At 73.3% G+C, this 14,428-nt stretch carries 10 protein-coding genes, 3 tRNA genes and 1 other RNA gene; 8 read left to right on the top strand and 6 right to left on the bottom strand.

All coding sequences use genetic code 11. The annotated features are described in order from the left end of the window. Positions 1 to 160 precede the first annotated feature (160 nt). The 8 genes from ACZ6JY_RS06750 to ACZ6JY_RS06715 all read left to right on the top strand — a co-directional run bounded on the left by ACZ6JY_RS06750 (position 161) and on the right by ACZ6JY_RS06715 (position 4,859). Positions 161 to 487 (top strand): histone-like nucleoid-structuring protein Lsr2, encoded by a 327-nt coding sequence (locus ACZ6JY_RS06750; protein ID WP_469192907.1) that lies wholly within the window; start codon positions 161 to 163, stop codon positions 485 to 487. A gap of 148 nt (positions 488 to 635) precedes the next feature. Then, a tRNA-Gly gene (locus tag ACZ6JY_RS06745) sits at positions 636 to 707 on the top strand. A gap of 79 nt (positions 708 to 786) precedes the next feature. Then, a tRNA-Gly gene (locus ACZ6JY_RS06740) sits at positions 787 to 862 on the top strand. A gap of 136 nt (positions 863 to 998) precedes the next feature. Then, the gene (locus tag ACZ6JY_RS06735) at positions 999 to 2,021 is read left to right on the top strand and encodes an ABC transporter ATP-binding protein (protein WP_469192905.1); all 1,023 of its coding nucleotides are present in this window, start codon (positions 999 to 1,001) and stop codon (positions 2,019 to 2,021) included. Beyond that, positions 2,018 to 2,797: an ABC transporter permease gene (locus ACZ6JY_RS06730; protein ID WP_469192903.1), complete on the top strand. Its 780-nt coding sequence runs from the start codon at positions 2,018 to 2,020 to the stop codon at positions 2,795 to 2,797. The genes ACZ6JY_RS06735 and ACZ6JY_RS06730 overlap by 4 nt, the downstream gene beginning before the upstream one ends. Before the next feature lie 14 nt (positions 2,798 to 2,811). Beyond that, positions 2,812 to 4,158, top strand: coding sequence for a sensor histidine kinase (locus ACZ6JY_RS06725; RefSeq protein ID WP_469192901.1), 1,347 nt, complete (start codon positions 2,812 to 2,814; stop codon positions 4,156 to 4,158). Then, complete coding sequence (locus ACZ6JY_RS06720; RefSeq protein ID WP_469192899.1) at positions 4,155 to 4,763, top strand: response regulator; 609 nt, start codon at positions 4,155 to 4,157, stop codon at positions 4,761 to 4,763. Before ACZ6JY_RS06725 ends, ACZ6JY_RS06720 begins: the two co-directional genes overlap by 4 nt. A 23-nt stretch (positions 4,764 to 4,786) precedes the next feature. After that, positions 4,787 to 4,859 (top strand) — tRNA-Gly (locus ACZ6JY_RS06715). Positions 4,860 to 4,965: 106 nt separating this feature from the next. Here ACZ6JY_RS06715 and ACZ6JY_RS06710 read toward each other — a convergent pair. The 6 genes from ACZ6JY_RS06710 to ffs form a co-directional block, all read right to left on the bottom strand. Beyond that, the gene (locus ACZ6JY_RS06710; protein ID WP_469192897.1) at positions 4,966 to 5,862 is read right to left on the bottom strand and encodes a phosphoribosylaminoimidazolesuccinocarboxamide synthase; all 897 of its coding nucleotides are present in this window, start codon (positions 5,860 to 5,862) and stop codon (positions 4,966 to 4,968) included. Positions 5,863 to 6,054: 192 nt separating this feature from the next. Next, the gene (locus tag ACZ6JY_RS06705) at positions 6,055 to 7,560 is read right to left on the bottom strand and encodes a N,N-dimethylformamidase beta subunit family domain-containing protein (RefSeq protein ID WP_469192895.1); all 1,506 of its coding nucleotides are present in this window, start codon (positions 7,558 to 7,560) and stop codon (positions 6,055 to 6,057) included. Positions 7,561 to 7,871: 311 nt separating this feature from the next. Continuing rightward, a complete protein-coding gene (locus ACZ6JY_RS06700; RefSeq protein ID WP_469192893.1) occupies positions 7,872 to 10,034 on the bottom strand; it encodes a M48 family metalloprotease in 2,163 nt (720 codons plus the stop codon). A gap of 453 nt (positions 10,035 to 10,487) precedes the next feature. After that, positions 10,488 to 11,741 carry a phosphoribosylamine--glycine ligase gene (gene purD, locus ACZ6JY_RS06695; protein WP_469192891.1) on the bottom strand — a complete coding sequence of 418 codons (1,254 nt, stop codon included), beginning with the start codon at positions 11,739 to 11,741 and terminating at the stop codon, positions 10,488 to 10,490. Positions 11,742 to 11,930: 189 nt separating this feature from the next. After that, positions 11,931 to 14,249: a DNA polymerase III subunit gamma and tau gene (locus ACZ6JY_RS06690; RefSeq protein WP_469192889.1), complete on the bottom strand. Its 2,319-nt coding sequence runs from the start codon at positions 14,247 to 14,249 to the stop codon at positions 11,931 to 11,933. A gap of 44 nt (positions 14,250 to 14,293) precedes the next feature. Further along, an RNA gene (ffs, locus tag ACZ6JY_RS06685) (signal recognition particle sRNA small type) lies at positions 14,294 to 14,392 on the bottom strand. Positions 14,393 to 14,428 lie beyond the last annotated feature (36 nt).

Here is a 14,428-nt window from a genome sequence, read left to right as displayed (position 1 = left end):
ATTACGCCCGGACACGCGGAGATATTCGGACGGGCTTCACAATGCATTGCCAAGCACTGTACAAAGGAAATGGCAATAGCAGATACTCGCCCCAAAACAGCCGGACAGTCGGCGTCACCGCACGTCAACGCGGTACAGCCGCACGAAGGGACCGATATTCGTGGCGCAGCGTGTCGTAGTCACACTCTTTGACGACATGGACGGCGGGGAAGCAGCGGAAACGGTCGCGTTCGGTCTTGACGGCAACTCGTACGAGATCGACCTCAACCAAACCAATGCCAAGAAACTGCGCACGGCGCTCGCCCCGTACCTGGAGGCGGCCCGCAAGCAGTCGAGGTCCGGGAAGGCGTTCCGGCACACGGCGGTGACCCCCGCGCCCTCCGCGGTCCGGGCCTGGGCCCGCTCGCGGCAGATGGACCTGCCGCCGCGCGGCCGCATCCCGAAGAAGGTCTACGAGGCCTTCGAGGCGTTCGAGGCGGCCAACTGACCTCGGACTCCACGCGGGACCCGGAGCGCCTCACGGCCACGTCCCCGAACCCCTCGCGGCAACCGACTTGCGTTGCACCCCTGCTGGTCAGCTAGAGTCTGGAGCACGCCGAGGGGCAAGGCCGAAAAGCCGGGTCCCAAGGAGTCGTGCGGGTGTAGTTCAGTAGTAGAACATCCCCCTTCCAGGGGGAAGGCGCAGTGTGCAATTCCTGTCACCCGCTCCGCATCGCCTACGAACCAGTCTTCTGGTTGCGGTAAGCTGATGCACGCGCCGATCAGTGAGAGCTGGTCGGAGGCAATGCGAACGTAGCTCAGTTGGTAGAGCGCAACCTTGCCAAGGTTGAGGTCGCGAGTTCGAACCTCGTCGTTCGCTCCAGTTGTTGAGGCCCCGGTCAATGAGACCGGGGCCTTCTTCGTGCCCGGCCTCCGTTCCCTCCGCTTCTGACATTTGTCATACGGGCCGGTGACAGCGCGCACTGCCGCCGCCTCCCCGCACGGGAGAGGCTCGGACCATGACTGACCAAGTGATCGACGTGACCGATCTCCGGCGCGTGTACGGGGGCGGTTTCGAGGCGGTGCGGGGGATCTCCTTCGGCGTGGCCCGCGGCGAACTGTTCGCGCTCCTCGGCACCAACGGCGCGGGCAAGACGTCCACCGTCGAACTCCTCGAAGGCCTCGCCGCACCCGCCGCCGGGCGCATACGGGTCCTCGGGCACGACCCGTACACCGAGCGGGCGGCGGTGCGGCCCCGCATCGGCGTCATGCTGCAAGAAGGCGGCTTCCCCGCCGAGCTGACGGTCACGGAGACCGTGCGGATGTGGGCCGGGTGCACCAGCGGGGCCAGGCCCGTCGCGGAGGCCCTCGATGTCGTCGGCCTCACCAAGCGGGCCGGCGTACGCGTGAAACAGCTCTCCGGCGGCGAGAAGCGGCGGCTCGACCTGGCCATGGCACTCATCGGGCGCCCCGAGGTGCTCTTCCTCGACGAACCCACCACGGGCCTCGACGCCGAGGGGCGCCGCGAGACCTGGGAGCTGGTCCAGGAACTGCGGGACAACGGCACCACCGTGCTGCTCACCACGCACTACCTCGAAGAGGCCGAGGTGCTCGCCGACCGCCTCGCGATCCTGCACGAGGGCCGGATCGCCGCCGAGGGCAGTGTCGCCGACGTGGTCGCCGCGCAGCCCTCGCACGTCTCCTTCGAGCTGCCCGAGGGGTATCTCGTCGGCGACCTGCCGCCGCTCGCCGAGCTCGGCGTGACGGGCCACGAGGCTGAGGGGCGCCGGGTGCGGCTGCGCACCAACGAACTCCAGCGGACGGCCACGGAGCTGCTGGTGTGGGCCAGGGACGCACGGATCGGCCTCGGCTCGCTCGACGTACGGGCCGCCTCCCTGGAAGAGGCGTTCCTGCGCATCGCGCGGGAGGCGGGATCCGGCGGACCGGGAACGGAAACCGGCGGGCGGGGAACGGAGACCGGCAGGCGGGGAACGGGCGGGGACGCCGCCGGGCGCTCCGCCGAGAAGGAGGCGGCGGCATGAGCACCATGACGATGACGACCCCCGCGGGGCGCATGGGGTCCCTGGCCCGCGCCGAGCTGACGCTGCTCGCGCGGAGCAAGGGCACGCTGTTCGCGGCACTGTTCGTACCGATGGTCCTGCCGCTCAGCGTCGCGTCGGCGGTGGACGAGGCCGACCTGAAGGAGGCGGGGCTCTCCGTCGGCACCATGCTGCTGCCGTCCTCCATCGGCTTCTCTCTGATCTTCGCGGTCTACGGCTCGCTGATCGGCGTCTTCGTCGCCCGCCGCGAGGAGCTCGTACTGAAGCGGCTGCGCACCGGTGAGCTGCGGGACCACGAGATCCTGGTCGGTGCCTCGCTGCCGGCCGTCGCCATCGGCCTCGCGCAGAGCGTGGTGCTCTGCGTGGGCTGCGTGGCCTTCCTGGACGCGGGGGCGCCCGACGCGGTCGCGTACGCCGTTCTCGGGGTGCTCCTCGGCATCGTGATGTTCGGCGCGCTCGCCGCCGTCACGGCGAGCTTCAGCAGGACCTCGGAGACCGCCCAGGTCATGAGCATGCCGCTGATCTTCCTGTCGATGCTCGGCTCCGGGCTCGTCATACCGTTCGAGGTCATGCCCGACGGCCTCGCCTCGGTCTGCGAACGCCTGCCGCTCTCCCCCGTCATCCAGCTCGTGCGCGGCGGCTGGACCGGCAGCCTCTCGGCGGGGGACGCGCTCGACGCGGCCATCACCGCGGTGGCCTGGACCCTGGTCGCGGTGTTTGCTGTACGACGGTGGTTCCGCTGGGAGCCGAGGCACTGAGAGGGGCGGTCGGGATGGTGGGCCGGATACGGAGCTGGCAGCGGGGCTGGCACGCGCGGAGCAAGATCGAGAAGGTGGAGTTCCAGAGCGTCGCCATGTGGCACGCCCTGCCGTGGATCTTCTACCTGAGCTGGGGCTCGCTGCCGCTGGGCCTGAGCCTGCGCTCCGGGCCCGCGGCCCAGTTCACCGGCTGGGCGCTGATCGCGGTGGGCGCGGCGCAGTGCGTGCACGCCAACCGCTCGCTGCGGCGGGCGCTCGACCACTTCCTGGAGCGGCGGGAACTGCCGCGCCGTGACCTCGCCGTGGCGAGCGCCCTGATGGGCACCGCCTACGCGCTCGCGGTCGCCCTGGAGGCCATGGACGGGGTCGAGGACGGCCTGATCGCCCTCACCGTCATGTACCTGATGGTGCCGTTCTGCCAGGCCCTGTCCTTCGCCCTGCCCGTACGGACCTTCCTGGCCCGCGTCGCCGCCCTGGACGTCGTACTCGTGGCCGCGTTCGCCGCGGCGGGGGCGCGGGACGGCCGGCTCCTCGCCCTCGCCGGCCTCATCGCCTTCGGCGGCCTGCTGACCCTGCTGTCCTCGCGCTGCGGCGCCTGGACGCTCTCCGTGATGTGGGAGGCCGACCGCGCCCGTGAGGTCGAGGCGCGGCTCGCGGTCGCCGAGGAGCGACTGCGCTTCGGGCGTGACCTGCACGACGTGATGGGCCGCAACCTCGCCGTCATCGCGCTCAAGAGCGAACTGGCCGTACAGCTCGCGCGCCGCGGGCGCCCCGAAGCCGTGGACCAGATGGTCGAGGTGCAGCGCATCGCGCAGGAGTCGCAGCGCGAGGTGCGCGAGGTCGTCCGCGGCTACCGCGAGGCCGACCTCGGCGTCGAGCTCATCGGCGCCCAAGGGGTGCTCGAAGCCGCCGGGATCACCTGCCGGGCGACCGGGTCGGCGGCGGGGCTCCCGGCCGCCGTGCAGTCCGCGCTGGGCTGGGTGGTGCGCGAGGCGGCCACCAACGTGCTGCGGCACGGCGACGCCGGGCGCTGCGACATCACCCTGGCGGTGGCCCCGGACCGTACGACGCTGACCGTGGAGAACGACGGGGCGCCCTCCGCCGCGGAACCGGGCCCCGCGCCCAACGGCGGCTCCGGGCTCGCCGGACTGCGGGAGCGGCTCGCCGAGGTGGGCGGCACGCTGGACTCCGCCTGCGAGGCGGGGCGGTTCCGCCTCACCGCCCAGGTGCCGTCGCCACCCACCGGAACCGGCAGCTCCACCGCGGACCGGCCCGAGGAAGAACCCCGGAAACGGACCCGGGAACAGACCCGGAAACGGACCTGGAAACGGACCGAGGAACAGGAAGAAGCCCTGCTGTGACGCTGCGTGTGCTGCTCGCCGATGACGAGCACCTCATCCGGGGCGCGCTCGCCGCGCTGCTCGCCCTGGAGGACGACCTCGTCGTCGTCGCCGAAGCGGCGACCGGGCCCGAGGCGCTCGCCATGGCACGCGCCCACCGGCCCGACGTGGCCGTCCTCGACCTCCAGATGCCGGGCGCCGACGGTGTGAGCGTGGCCACATCGCTGCGGGACGAACTCCCGCTGTGCCGCACCATGATCGTGACGAGTCACGGCAGACCGGGACATCTCAAGCGAGCCCTCGCCGTGGGGGTGCGCGCCTTCGTGCCGAAGACCGTGAGCGCCCAGCGGCTCGCCGAGATCATCCGCTCCGTACACGCCGGAAACCGTTACGTGGACCCGGAGTTGGCCGCCGACGCGATCTCCGCCGGCGACTCCCCGCTCACCGACCGCGAGGCCGAGGTGCTCGAACTCGCCGCCGACGGCGCCCCCGTCGCGGAGATCGCCGAACGCGCCTCGCTCTCCCAGGGCACCGTCCGCAACTACCTCTCCTCCGCGGCCACCAAGATCGGGGCGGAGAACCGTCATGCCGCGGTGCGTCTCGCACGCGAGCGCGGTTGGGTATAGTTGTTCTCGCGCCACGGCGCAGCGCGGACGTAGCTCAGTTGGTAGAGCGCAACCTTGCCAAGGTTGAGGTCGCCAGTTCGAACCTGGTCGTCCGCTCAGAGGTTCAGAGAAGAAGGCCCCGCTCCTCGGAGCGGGGCCTTCTTTCGCGTTCCGGTCCGGTCCGGCCTAGCGGTCTAGTCCGGTCCGGTCCGATCTCGTCCGGCTACCAGGCGGTGCCGGTCAGCCGCTCGTACGCCTCGATGTACTTGGCGCGGGTGGCGTCCACCACGTCCTGCGGCAGCGCGGGCGGCGGCTGCTCGCTCTTCCGGTCCCAGCCGGAGGCCGGCGAGGTCAGCCAGTCGCGGACGAACTGCTTGTCGTAACTGGGCTGGGCGTGGCCCGGCTCCCACTGGTCGGCGGGCCAGAAGCGCGACGAGTCCGGCGTCAGGACCTCGTCGCCGAGGATCAGCGCCTCGCCGTCGAAGCCGAACTCGAACTTCGTGTCGGCGAGGATCAGGCCACGCTCGCGGGCGGTGTCCCGCGCCCTGCTGTAGACGGCGAGGGTCGTCTGACGCAGCTTGGCCGCCGTGTCGGCGCCGACCTGGCGGGCGACCTCTTCGTAGCTCACGTTCTCGTCGTGCTCGCCGACGGCGGCCTTCGCGGCGGGCGTGAAGATCGGCGCGGGCAGCTCGGAGCCGTCGGTGAGGCCCTCGGGCAGCGCGAGGCCGCAGACCGTGCGGGAGTCGTTGTACTCCAGGAGGCCCGACCCGGTGAGGTAGCCGCGGGCGACGCACTCGACCGGGACCATCCGCAGGGACTTGCAGACCAGGGTGCGGCCCGCCCAGTCGGCGGGGGCGCCTTCGGGCAGGTCCGTGGAGATGACGTGGTTGGGTACCAGGTCGGCGAGCTGGTCGAACCACCACAGGGAGAGCTGGGTGAGCACGCGGCCCTTGTCGGGGATCTCCGAGGGCAGCACCCAGTCATAGGCGGAGAGCCGGTCGCTCGCGACCATGACGAGCTCGCCCGCCTCGTTCTGGTACAGCTCGCGCACCTTGCCGGTGTGGAGGTGCACCAGGCCCGGCACATCGAGAGGCTCGGGCTTTTCTACGAATCCGGACACGGTTCCTCCCGGTGGTTCTGGCCAAGTGCTGTCGATTCTCCCGTATCGGGACGGTGGTCTCGGCCAGGGGTGGGGCCGGGGCTGGAGCCGGGGGTGGGCCCGGGGACGTATGGAGGCGCCCGGCAGCAGTTGCGGGTCCGGCTCAGCCCCGCTCAGCCTCGCTCAGTCCCGCTCAGTCCCGCTCAGTCCCGCTCAGTCCCGCTTGCAGATGCGGTCGAGGAGATTGGCCGTGGCGCGCTGCACGCGGGTGTCCACATGGCCCGGCCGGTCGAGCGCCGGGGACCAGGCGAAGGTGCCGGAGGCGAAGACGAGGGCGCCGGAGGGCGCGCGGTAGAGCGATGACTCCTGGTGGCGCTTGGCGCCCTCCGCGTCCGTGTACGGGGAGTGGGCGAGCAGGATGCGGCCCTGGTGCTCGGGGAGCGGCGTCCGCGGGAAGTAGCGGTCGGCCTCGCCCGCGACCAGGCCCTCCAGCTCGTCGCCCTCGTGGGCCCCCGTCGCCTCCCAGAGCCAGTGGTCGGCGTTGCGCACGACCAGGGGGTGCGGCTCGGGGACCCGGCCCGCGTACTGGATGCCGATCAGTTGCTGCTCGGCGGTCTTGTCGCCGTCCCGCTCGCGCCAGAGGGCGGGCCTGCCGGGGCCCCGGCGCTTGCGGCAGGTCAGCAGGCGGTCGGGGACGCCGGACGGGGAGGGGGCCAGCTCCACCTGCCAGTACATGGTGTTGGCGGAGAGGAAGACCAGGGAGGTGCCGCCGTCGCGGGCCAGCTCCGCGGTGCGGCGCATGGCAGGGGACCAGTACTCGTCGTGGCCGGGGAAGACCAGGCCGCGGTAGCGCGAGGGGTCGACGCGGCCCGCGTGCAGGTCGCGGGCGTCCGCGTACGCGATGTCGTACCCGTACCGCTCGGCCCAGCGGATGAAGTCGTAGGCGTGGCCCACGTGGAGCGGCAGCCCGGCCCCGGCGAACGGCCGGTCGAAGGAGACCGTGACGGCGGCCTCGCTCTCGCCGAGGAGACGGCCCTGCTCGTCCCACGCGTGGTAGAGACTGGCGCCCGTGCGGCCGTCCTCGGGGTAGAGGTTGTACGCCTGCCACGTGACGTCCGGCAGGAGCAGCAGGAGGTCGGCGGGGTGGTGGTCGCGGACCGTGAAGGGGACGTGCGAGCGGTACCCGTCGGCGGTGGTCAGCACCGCCACATACGCCCCGACGGTCCAGTAGCTCGGGATCTGTAGGCGCCAGGAGAGCCACCAGTGATGGCAGGAGACGGTGCGGTCCGCGGTGAGCGGGGCGGGCTGGACGATGCCGGAGAGGCGGGGGCTGGTGGTGATCTTCGACGCCCCGTCGCCGCCGTAGTGCCCGATGCGGTAGATGTCGACGCTGAACTGCTGGGGCGGGTCGACCGTGACGCGGAAGTCGATGGCCTCGCCGGGGGCGGCGGCTCCTGTGGAGGTGAAACCCTTGATCTGGCGGCGCACGTCGTCGGCGTTCAGGGTGCCGCCGGTGCGGGCGGCGGGGATGTGGACGCCGGGTGCCGAAGCGGCCGACGCGGCCGAGACGGGGTCGACGTACCAGGGCACGACCTGGCCCGTGTCGTCGAAGTAGTGCTCGGAGCCGCGGAGCCAGGGCAGCGGGCCCTGTCCGAAGGGGTCCGACACGGCGTGCGCGAGCGCCCCCGATTCCCAGCGGCGGATCGGCTCCTGCCCCATGTCTCTCCCTCCCTCGCTCCCCCGAGTCCGGCTCCACCGGTCAGTACGTACGACCGGCCCCGGCCCAAGCACATCACATTACGCACTCACCTCGTCACCGTTCGTCGCGAATTGACGGGATCGGAACGCTGCCTTCCGGTTTCCCGCGCTCCGGCGCGGCGCTCCGGCGCCGTGGGCGCGTGCGCGGGAGGCGGGGCTGGGTCGCGGCTGGGGCCTGGCTGGGGCGCGGCCTATGAGGGCTACGGGGGTATGGGGGGGCTACGGGGGTATGGGGGCTGTGGGGAGGCATCCCAGGGGCTCCGGCGGCTCGCTCAGGCCAGGCGGACCGGCTTCTCGGGGCGGATGCCGAGGCGGGTGAGCCAGTCCCGCAGGGGTACGGGGTCGCCCTGCTCCACGAGGCTGCGGACGCTCGGCGTGAGGTCGGCCGCGCGCTCGCCGTCGATCAGCAGGGCGGGGCCGTCGAGCCAGTCGAGGCCGGGGGCGGCTCCCGCGGTGTCCACGGCGGCGCAGCACACCATCGCCGTGACGTGGTCGGCGAGGAGCTCACGTCCGGTACGGGGCGGCTGGAGCGGGAAGAGGGGCAGGGCCCCGTCGACCCAGAGCGCCTCGTCCGGCCCACCCGCGGGGGCCGGCCGGGGCGGAGCCTCGGCCTCCTCACGGGCCAACTCAGCCGTGAGCGAGGCAGCGAGCACGCCACGGGGGCCTTCATCCGGGGCGTCGTCGTCATCCGGGGCGCCGTCGCCCCGTGTGCCCACGTCCGGGGCGCCGTCGCCACGGGGGCTCTCATCCGGGTCGCCGTCGCCGCGGGGGTCCTCGCCCGGGGCGCCGTCGCCCTCGGGGGCGCCGCGGTGATCGAGGGCGGCCTGCGGCAGGGGCGCGGCCGCGGAACCGGGAACGGGAACGGAACCGGCCGCAGCTTCGGGGGCGGAGCCTGGAGCGGGACGGGGCGCGGAGCCTGGTGCGGCTTCGGGGGCAGAGCCCGGAGCGGGACGGGGAGCGGAGCCTGGTGCGGGACCGGGCACTGAGCCCGGCGCGGAGCCCGGAGCGAAACCGGCAGTGGAGCCCGAAGCGGAACCAGTCGCCGAACCGGGAGCGGAACCGGCCCCGGCACCCGCACCGGAGCCCGACGCGGACCCCGCACCGGACCCGGACCCCCCGGCGATCCCGCCCCCGGAATCAGACGCGTCCCAGCGGCCCGCAGGGGCCGTCAGGTGGGCGAGGACGCGGCCGAGGGTCGGTCCCTCGGGGCCCGCGGCGGACGGGTCCGCGGAGTGGCCCACGCCGAGGGAGTCCAGGACCCGGTGCAGCCGCGCGGCATCCGTACGCCACTTGCGGTCCACGACCTCGTCCGGATACTCCTGCCACGCCACAGGCGCCCAGTCCGGGCCCGGCTCGGCCGGACCTCCGTGGAAGAGGCGGGCGGCCAGGAGCGACGTGGCCTCGTCCACCACGCCAGGCTCCTCCAGCAGGTCACAGGCAGGGCGCTCGCCCAGGCGGGAGGCGAAGCCCTCCGCGAGGCGGTCCCTGCGCGAGAGCTCGGTCAGCGCGGCGACCACCCCCGCGTCCAGCCGGGACGGCCAGCGGCCCATCCGCCAGGCGGGCAGCGCGACCCGCGTGAGCAGGCGGTCCCACCCCGCGTACGCGAGGCCGACCTGCTCCTGGGCGACGATCCGCACGCCGTAGTCCACGGTCTGGGCACGCTCGGCGGCGGCCGCGGCGACGCCGCGCTCCATCTCGGCGGCGTGCACACGGCAGTTGCGCAGCAGCAGCCGGGCGACCCAGCCGACGCCGACGAGCAGAGGGCGGACCAGCGGCCCCCGGCCGGGGGCCGTGGCGTCGGCCACCGCCGCGTCGAGCCCGCGCACGAAGCGCCGGGCGGCGGCTATGTCGGGGTGCGCGGAGGGACCCGTACCCGCCACCACGGGGGCGAGCACCGCGCGCAGCTCGCCGACCCGCATCCACCACAGGAACGGGGAGCCGATGACGAGCACGGGCGCGGTGAAGGCCGGGCGGTGCGGGGGACGGGCGCCCCCGGCGGCGGACTCCTCGGCGGGCGGGCCGTGTGCGGGGTGGGTGCGGTCCTCCAGCCAGCTGTCGCAGTCGGGGGTGAGCGCTATCGCCGAGGGCGCGGGCACGTCGAGCCGGTCGGCGAGGTCACGGACCAGGCGGTACAGATCGGGGGCGGACTCCTCGGGCACGGGGACCGTGGGGCTCAGGGCGGGCCGCGCCCTGGCCACGACCAGGGCGACGGCCCCCGCCGCGAGCAGGACGAGCAGGGCGAGGGCCGTGACGACCCAGCGCGCGATGTCCCAGCCCCGGCCGCCCATGTGGCCCGTGACGCCGCCCGCGATGAGCACGACGGCGACGGCCGCGGGCAGCAGGGCGACGGCCAGCGCCCTGCTGCGCAACCGCAGCACGGCGAGGGCCCGTGAACGCGCGGCCTGCGCGCCCACCTCCACTCCCGAACCTGACACGACCGATTGCACCCCCTGCTGCCTACTGCTCGGCCACCGGCCGGGGCCGGTGGCACACGTCAATGGCGTTGGCCTTGCTCATTCCCCCACTGTTGCACCCGCCGCCGACACCGCAATGCCGGTGGTCTGTTTGGCTCTGGGCGCTTGGAACGCTTTCGCCGCACCCTAGTTGGGGTGCCGGGTGCCGTCAGCCGGATGGGTCAGCGGTCACTCGATGGAATGGCTTTGGCTAAAGGTGGACGCCGAACGGACGCCGAACGGGCATCGAACAGGCGCCGTTCGGGCCCCGCACGGAACGGAGGCCGAACAGAGAACAGGCCCCGGATCCGGAACCGGATCCAGGGCCTGAACTTGGCCGAAAGTCACGTACGACGTGGCGGCCTGACGACGTGGCGGCCTGGCAACGCGGAGGCCTGGCAACGCGGCACGCTCACGCGATCAAGCGGCGGGACCTCACGCCTCGGCCGCCGCCTTCGCGGCGATGTCCGTACGGTGCTGTGAGCCGTCGAGACGGATGCGGGACAGCGCGGCGTACGCACGCTGCCGGGCCTCGGTGAGGCCGGTCCCGGTCGCCGTCACGGACAGCACCCGGCCGCCCGCGCTGACCACGGCGTCGCCGTCCCGCCGGGTGCCGGCGTGCAGGACGTACGCGTCGGGGGCGTCCTGGGCCGCCACCTCGTCGAGCCCCTCGATGGGGTCGCCGGTGCGCGGCGTGCCGGGGTAGTTGTGCGAGGCGACGACCACGGTCACCGCGGCGTCGTCGCTCCAGCGCAGCGGGGGCAGGTCGGCGAGGTTGCCGGTCGCCGCGGCCATCAGGAGTCCGCCGAGCGGCGTCTTGAGGCGGGCGAGGACCACCTGGGTCTCGGGGTCCCCGAAGCGGGCGTTGAACTCGATGACGCGTACGCCGCGGCTCGTGATCGCCAGTCCCGCGTACAGCAGCCCCGCGAACGGGGTGCCCCGGCGGCGCAGCTCGTCGACCGTCGGCTGGAGCACCGTCCGCATGACCTCGTCGACCAGGTTCGGGTCGGCCCAGGGCAGCGGCGAGTACGCGCCCATGCCGCCCGTGTTCGGGCCCTCGTCGCCGTCGAGCGCGCGCTTGAAGTCCTGGGCGGGCTGGAGCGGGACGACCGTCTCGCCGTCGGTGATCGCGAAGAGGGAGACCTCGGGGCCGTCGAGGAACTCCTCGATGACCACGCGGTCGCAGGCGATGGCGTGCGCGCGGGCCGCCTCGACGTCGTCCGTCACGACGACGCCCTTGCCCGCGGCGAGCCCGTCGTCCTTGACGACGTACGGCGCACCGAAGGCGTCGAGGGCCTTGTCGATCTGATCAGGGGTGGTGCAGACGTAGGACCGGGCGGTCGGCACGCTCGCGCCGGCCATCACGTCCTTGGCGAACGCCTTGGAGCCCTCGAGCTCCGCGGCCTCCTTGGACGGGCCGAAGCAGGGGATGCCCGCGGCGCGCACGGCGTCGGCGACGCCCGCGACGAGCGGGGCCTCCGGGCCCACGATCACCAGGCCCGCGCCGAGCCGCTCGGCGAGGGCGGTCACGGCGGTGCCGTCGAGGGCGTCGACCCGGTGGGTCTCGGCCACCTCTGCGATGCCGGCGTTGCCGGGGGCGCAGTGCAGCTCGGAGACGTCGGGGTCGAGGGACAGAGAGCGGCACAGGGCGTGTTCGCGGGCACCACTGCCGATGACAAGGACCTTCACGGTGGTCAGCCTAGCTGGTGGCTTCGTATGCCTCCCCGAGGTCCGACTCCCAATCCTTTTGTACGTTCATCCAGTCCTGCCCGGCTGCGCACGCTCCGCAAGGCCCTGCCCGACCGGCGGCCAGAGACTCCGCCCGGCGCCCCGAAGCCGTCTCCCCCGACTTCACGCCACTCCGCCCTCACCGGACGGTCAGATGTTGGGGTACTCCTCCACGACCGTCGCGCCCAGCTCCCGCATGATCAGGTCGTGGCCCGAGAGGGCCGATTCGACCAGGTCGGGGTCGTCGTCCTCGGGGGTGTCGTCCTCGGGGGACACGTGCTCCGGGGCCGGGGCCGAGCGGGGCGGAGGTGTCGGCTCCGGGGCCGGGGCGGGGGCCGGGGCCGGCGTGGGCTGCTGGGGCGGGCTCTGGGGCCGCGGGGCCGCGGGGGCACCGCCACCGCCGAAGCCGCCGCCGGACCCACCGGAATTGCCACCTCCGTAGCCCCCCGAGGCGCCGCCACCGCCGCCGAAGTTGCCCGCGGCCGGCGGGGGCGCGGAGCCGCCCGAGGGGTCGACGATGGCCTCGACCTTCCACTGCACGCCGAACTGCTCGGACAGCGCCTGGCGCAGCACGTCCTCGCTGCCGCTGCTGGCGAAGTTGTCCCGCGCCCCGGCGTTGACGAAGCCGATTTGCAGGGTCGTGCCGTCGAAGCCCGCCACCTGGGCGTTCTGGCTGAGCAGGATCCAGGTGAAGCGGCGGCGGTTCTTCACCGCCTCCAGGATGTTCGGCCACAGGGTGCGGGGGTCGGGACCGCCGCCTGCGGGGGCCTGGGCGGCCATCGGCGCGGGGGCGGACGCGGGCGTGGGGGCCGCCGGGGCGGGGGCCTGCGGGGCTCCGCCGGAGGGGGCCGCCGTGGGCCAGCCGCCGGGGCGCGGGGGCGCGGCGGCTTCCGGAGCGGCGGATGCGGCGGGCGCGGGCGCGGGGCCGCTGCCGGGGGCGGACGCCGTGGGCCAGCCGCCGGGACGCCGCTCACCGGCCGGAGCGGCGGGAGCGGGAGCTGCGGGGGTGGGGGCAGCGGCGGCGGGAGGCGGAGCCTGGGCCGCGGGGGGTGCCGCCTGCGGGCCGGGGGCCGGGGCCTCCGGGGCGGCGTCGCCCTGCGGTCCGCCTGACCCTCGTACGGCCGCGCGCGCGGCGGCGGGACCGCCTCCCGGCGCCACGGGCGGGCCCTGCGGCACGGGCGGGCCCTGCGGAACCTGCGGAGGCCCGGCGGAAGGCATGGCCACGCCCGGCTGCCGCACGCCCGCGTGGGCCTCGGGGCCGGGGGCATATCCCATGGCGGGCCCGGGGCCCTGGCCACCGGGGACGAAGTTCCCGCCGCGCTCAAGGCGGTCGAGGCGGGCCATGACGGAACGCTCGTCGTCGTACGCCGCGGGAAGCAGCACGCGCGCGCAGATCAGCTCCAGCTGAAGCCGCGGCGAGGTGGCGCCGCGCATCTCGGTCAGTCCTTCGTTGACCAGGTCGGCGGCGCGGCTGAGCTCGGCGCCGCCGAAGACGCCGGCCTGGGCCTGCATGCGCTCCACGACGTCGCTGGGGGCGTCGATGAGCCCCTTCTCCGCGGCATCGGGGACGGCCGCGAGGATGACGAGGTCCCGCAGCCGCTCGAGCAGGTCGGCCACGAAGCGCCGGGGGTCGTTGCCGCCCTCGATGACGCGGTCCACGACCTGGAAGGCCGCGGCCCCGTCCCCGGAGGCGAAGGCCTCGACCACGGAGTCGAGCAGCGAACCGTCCGTGTAACCGAGCAGGGACGTCGCCATGGCGTATGTCACACCGTCGTCGGCGGCGCTGGCGAGGAGCTGGTCCATGACGGACATGGAGTCACGCACGGAACCGGCGCCGGCCCGCACGACCAGCGGCAGCACCCCCTCCTCGACGGGCATGTCCTCCCGCCCGCAGACCTCGCCGAGATAGTCGCGGAGCGTGCCGGGGGGCACGAGACGGAAGGGGTAGTGGTGCGTGCGCGAGCGGATCGTGCCGATGACCTTCTCGGGCTCGGTCGTCGCGAAGATGAACTTGAGGTGCTCCGGCGGCTCCTCGACCACCTTCAGGAGGGCGTTGAAGCCCGCCGAGGTGACCATGTGGGCCTCGTCGATGATGTAGATCTTGTACCGGCTGCTCGCCGGGCCGAAGAAGGCCTTCTCGCGCAGATCACGGGCGTCGTCCACACCACCGTGCGACGCGGCGTCGATCTCGATGACGTCGATCGATCCCGGGCCGTTCCTCGCCAGGTCGCGGCAGGACTGGCACTCGCCGCAGGGCGTCGGGGTGGGACCTTGCTCACAGTTCAGACAGCGGGCCAGGATGCGGGCGCTCGTCGTCTTGCCGCAGCCGCGCGGACCACTGAACAGGTAGGCGTGATTGACCCGGTTGTTGCGCAGCGCCTGCTGCAGCGGGTCGGTTACATGCTCCTGCCCGATGACCTCGGCGAACGACTCCGGGCGATAGCGGCGGTACAACGCGAGAGACGACACACATACGAGGTTAATGGCGACCACTGACAACCTGGACCGCCCCAACGCAAAGCGCCCCCCACGCACCCGCCAGAGCCAACCTACCCTTGCTGCCTTCCGGCCCTGGGGGAGTTCAGTCAGATAGCGCCGCGTGAGGGGCTGACGCCCACCCTAGCGGATCCCCCGCCCCGGAAGCGACG

This window comes from Streptomyces sp. NPDC046335, assembly GCF_055587985.1.
Note: the sequence above shows the minus strand (reverse complement) of the source record. Positions and strands in the feature narration are given on the sequence as shown.

Coding starts and splice junctions, on each gene's coding strand:
- ACZ6JY_RS06705 (WP_469192895.1), bottom strand. CDS start 7,560: ATGGGGCAGGAGCCGATCCGCCGCTGGGAATCGGGGGCGCTCGCGCAC.
- ACZ6JY_RS06735 (WP_469192905.1), top strand. CDS start 999: ATGACTGACCAAGTGATCGACGTGACCGATCTCCGGCGCGTGTACGGG.
- ACZ6JY_RS06725 (WP_469192901.1), top strand. CDS start 2,812: ATGGTGGGCCGGATACGGAGCTGGCAGCGGGGCTGGCACGCGCGGAGC.
- ACZ6JY_RS06730 (WP_469192903.1), top strand. CDS start 2,018: ATGAGCACCATGACGATGACGACCCCCGCGGGGCGCATGGGGTCCCTG.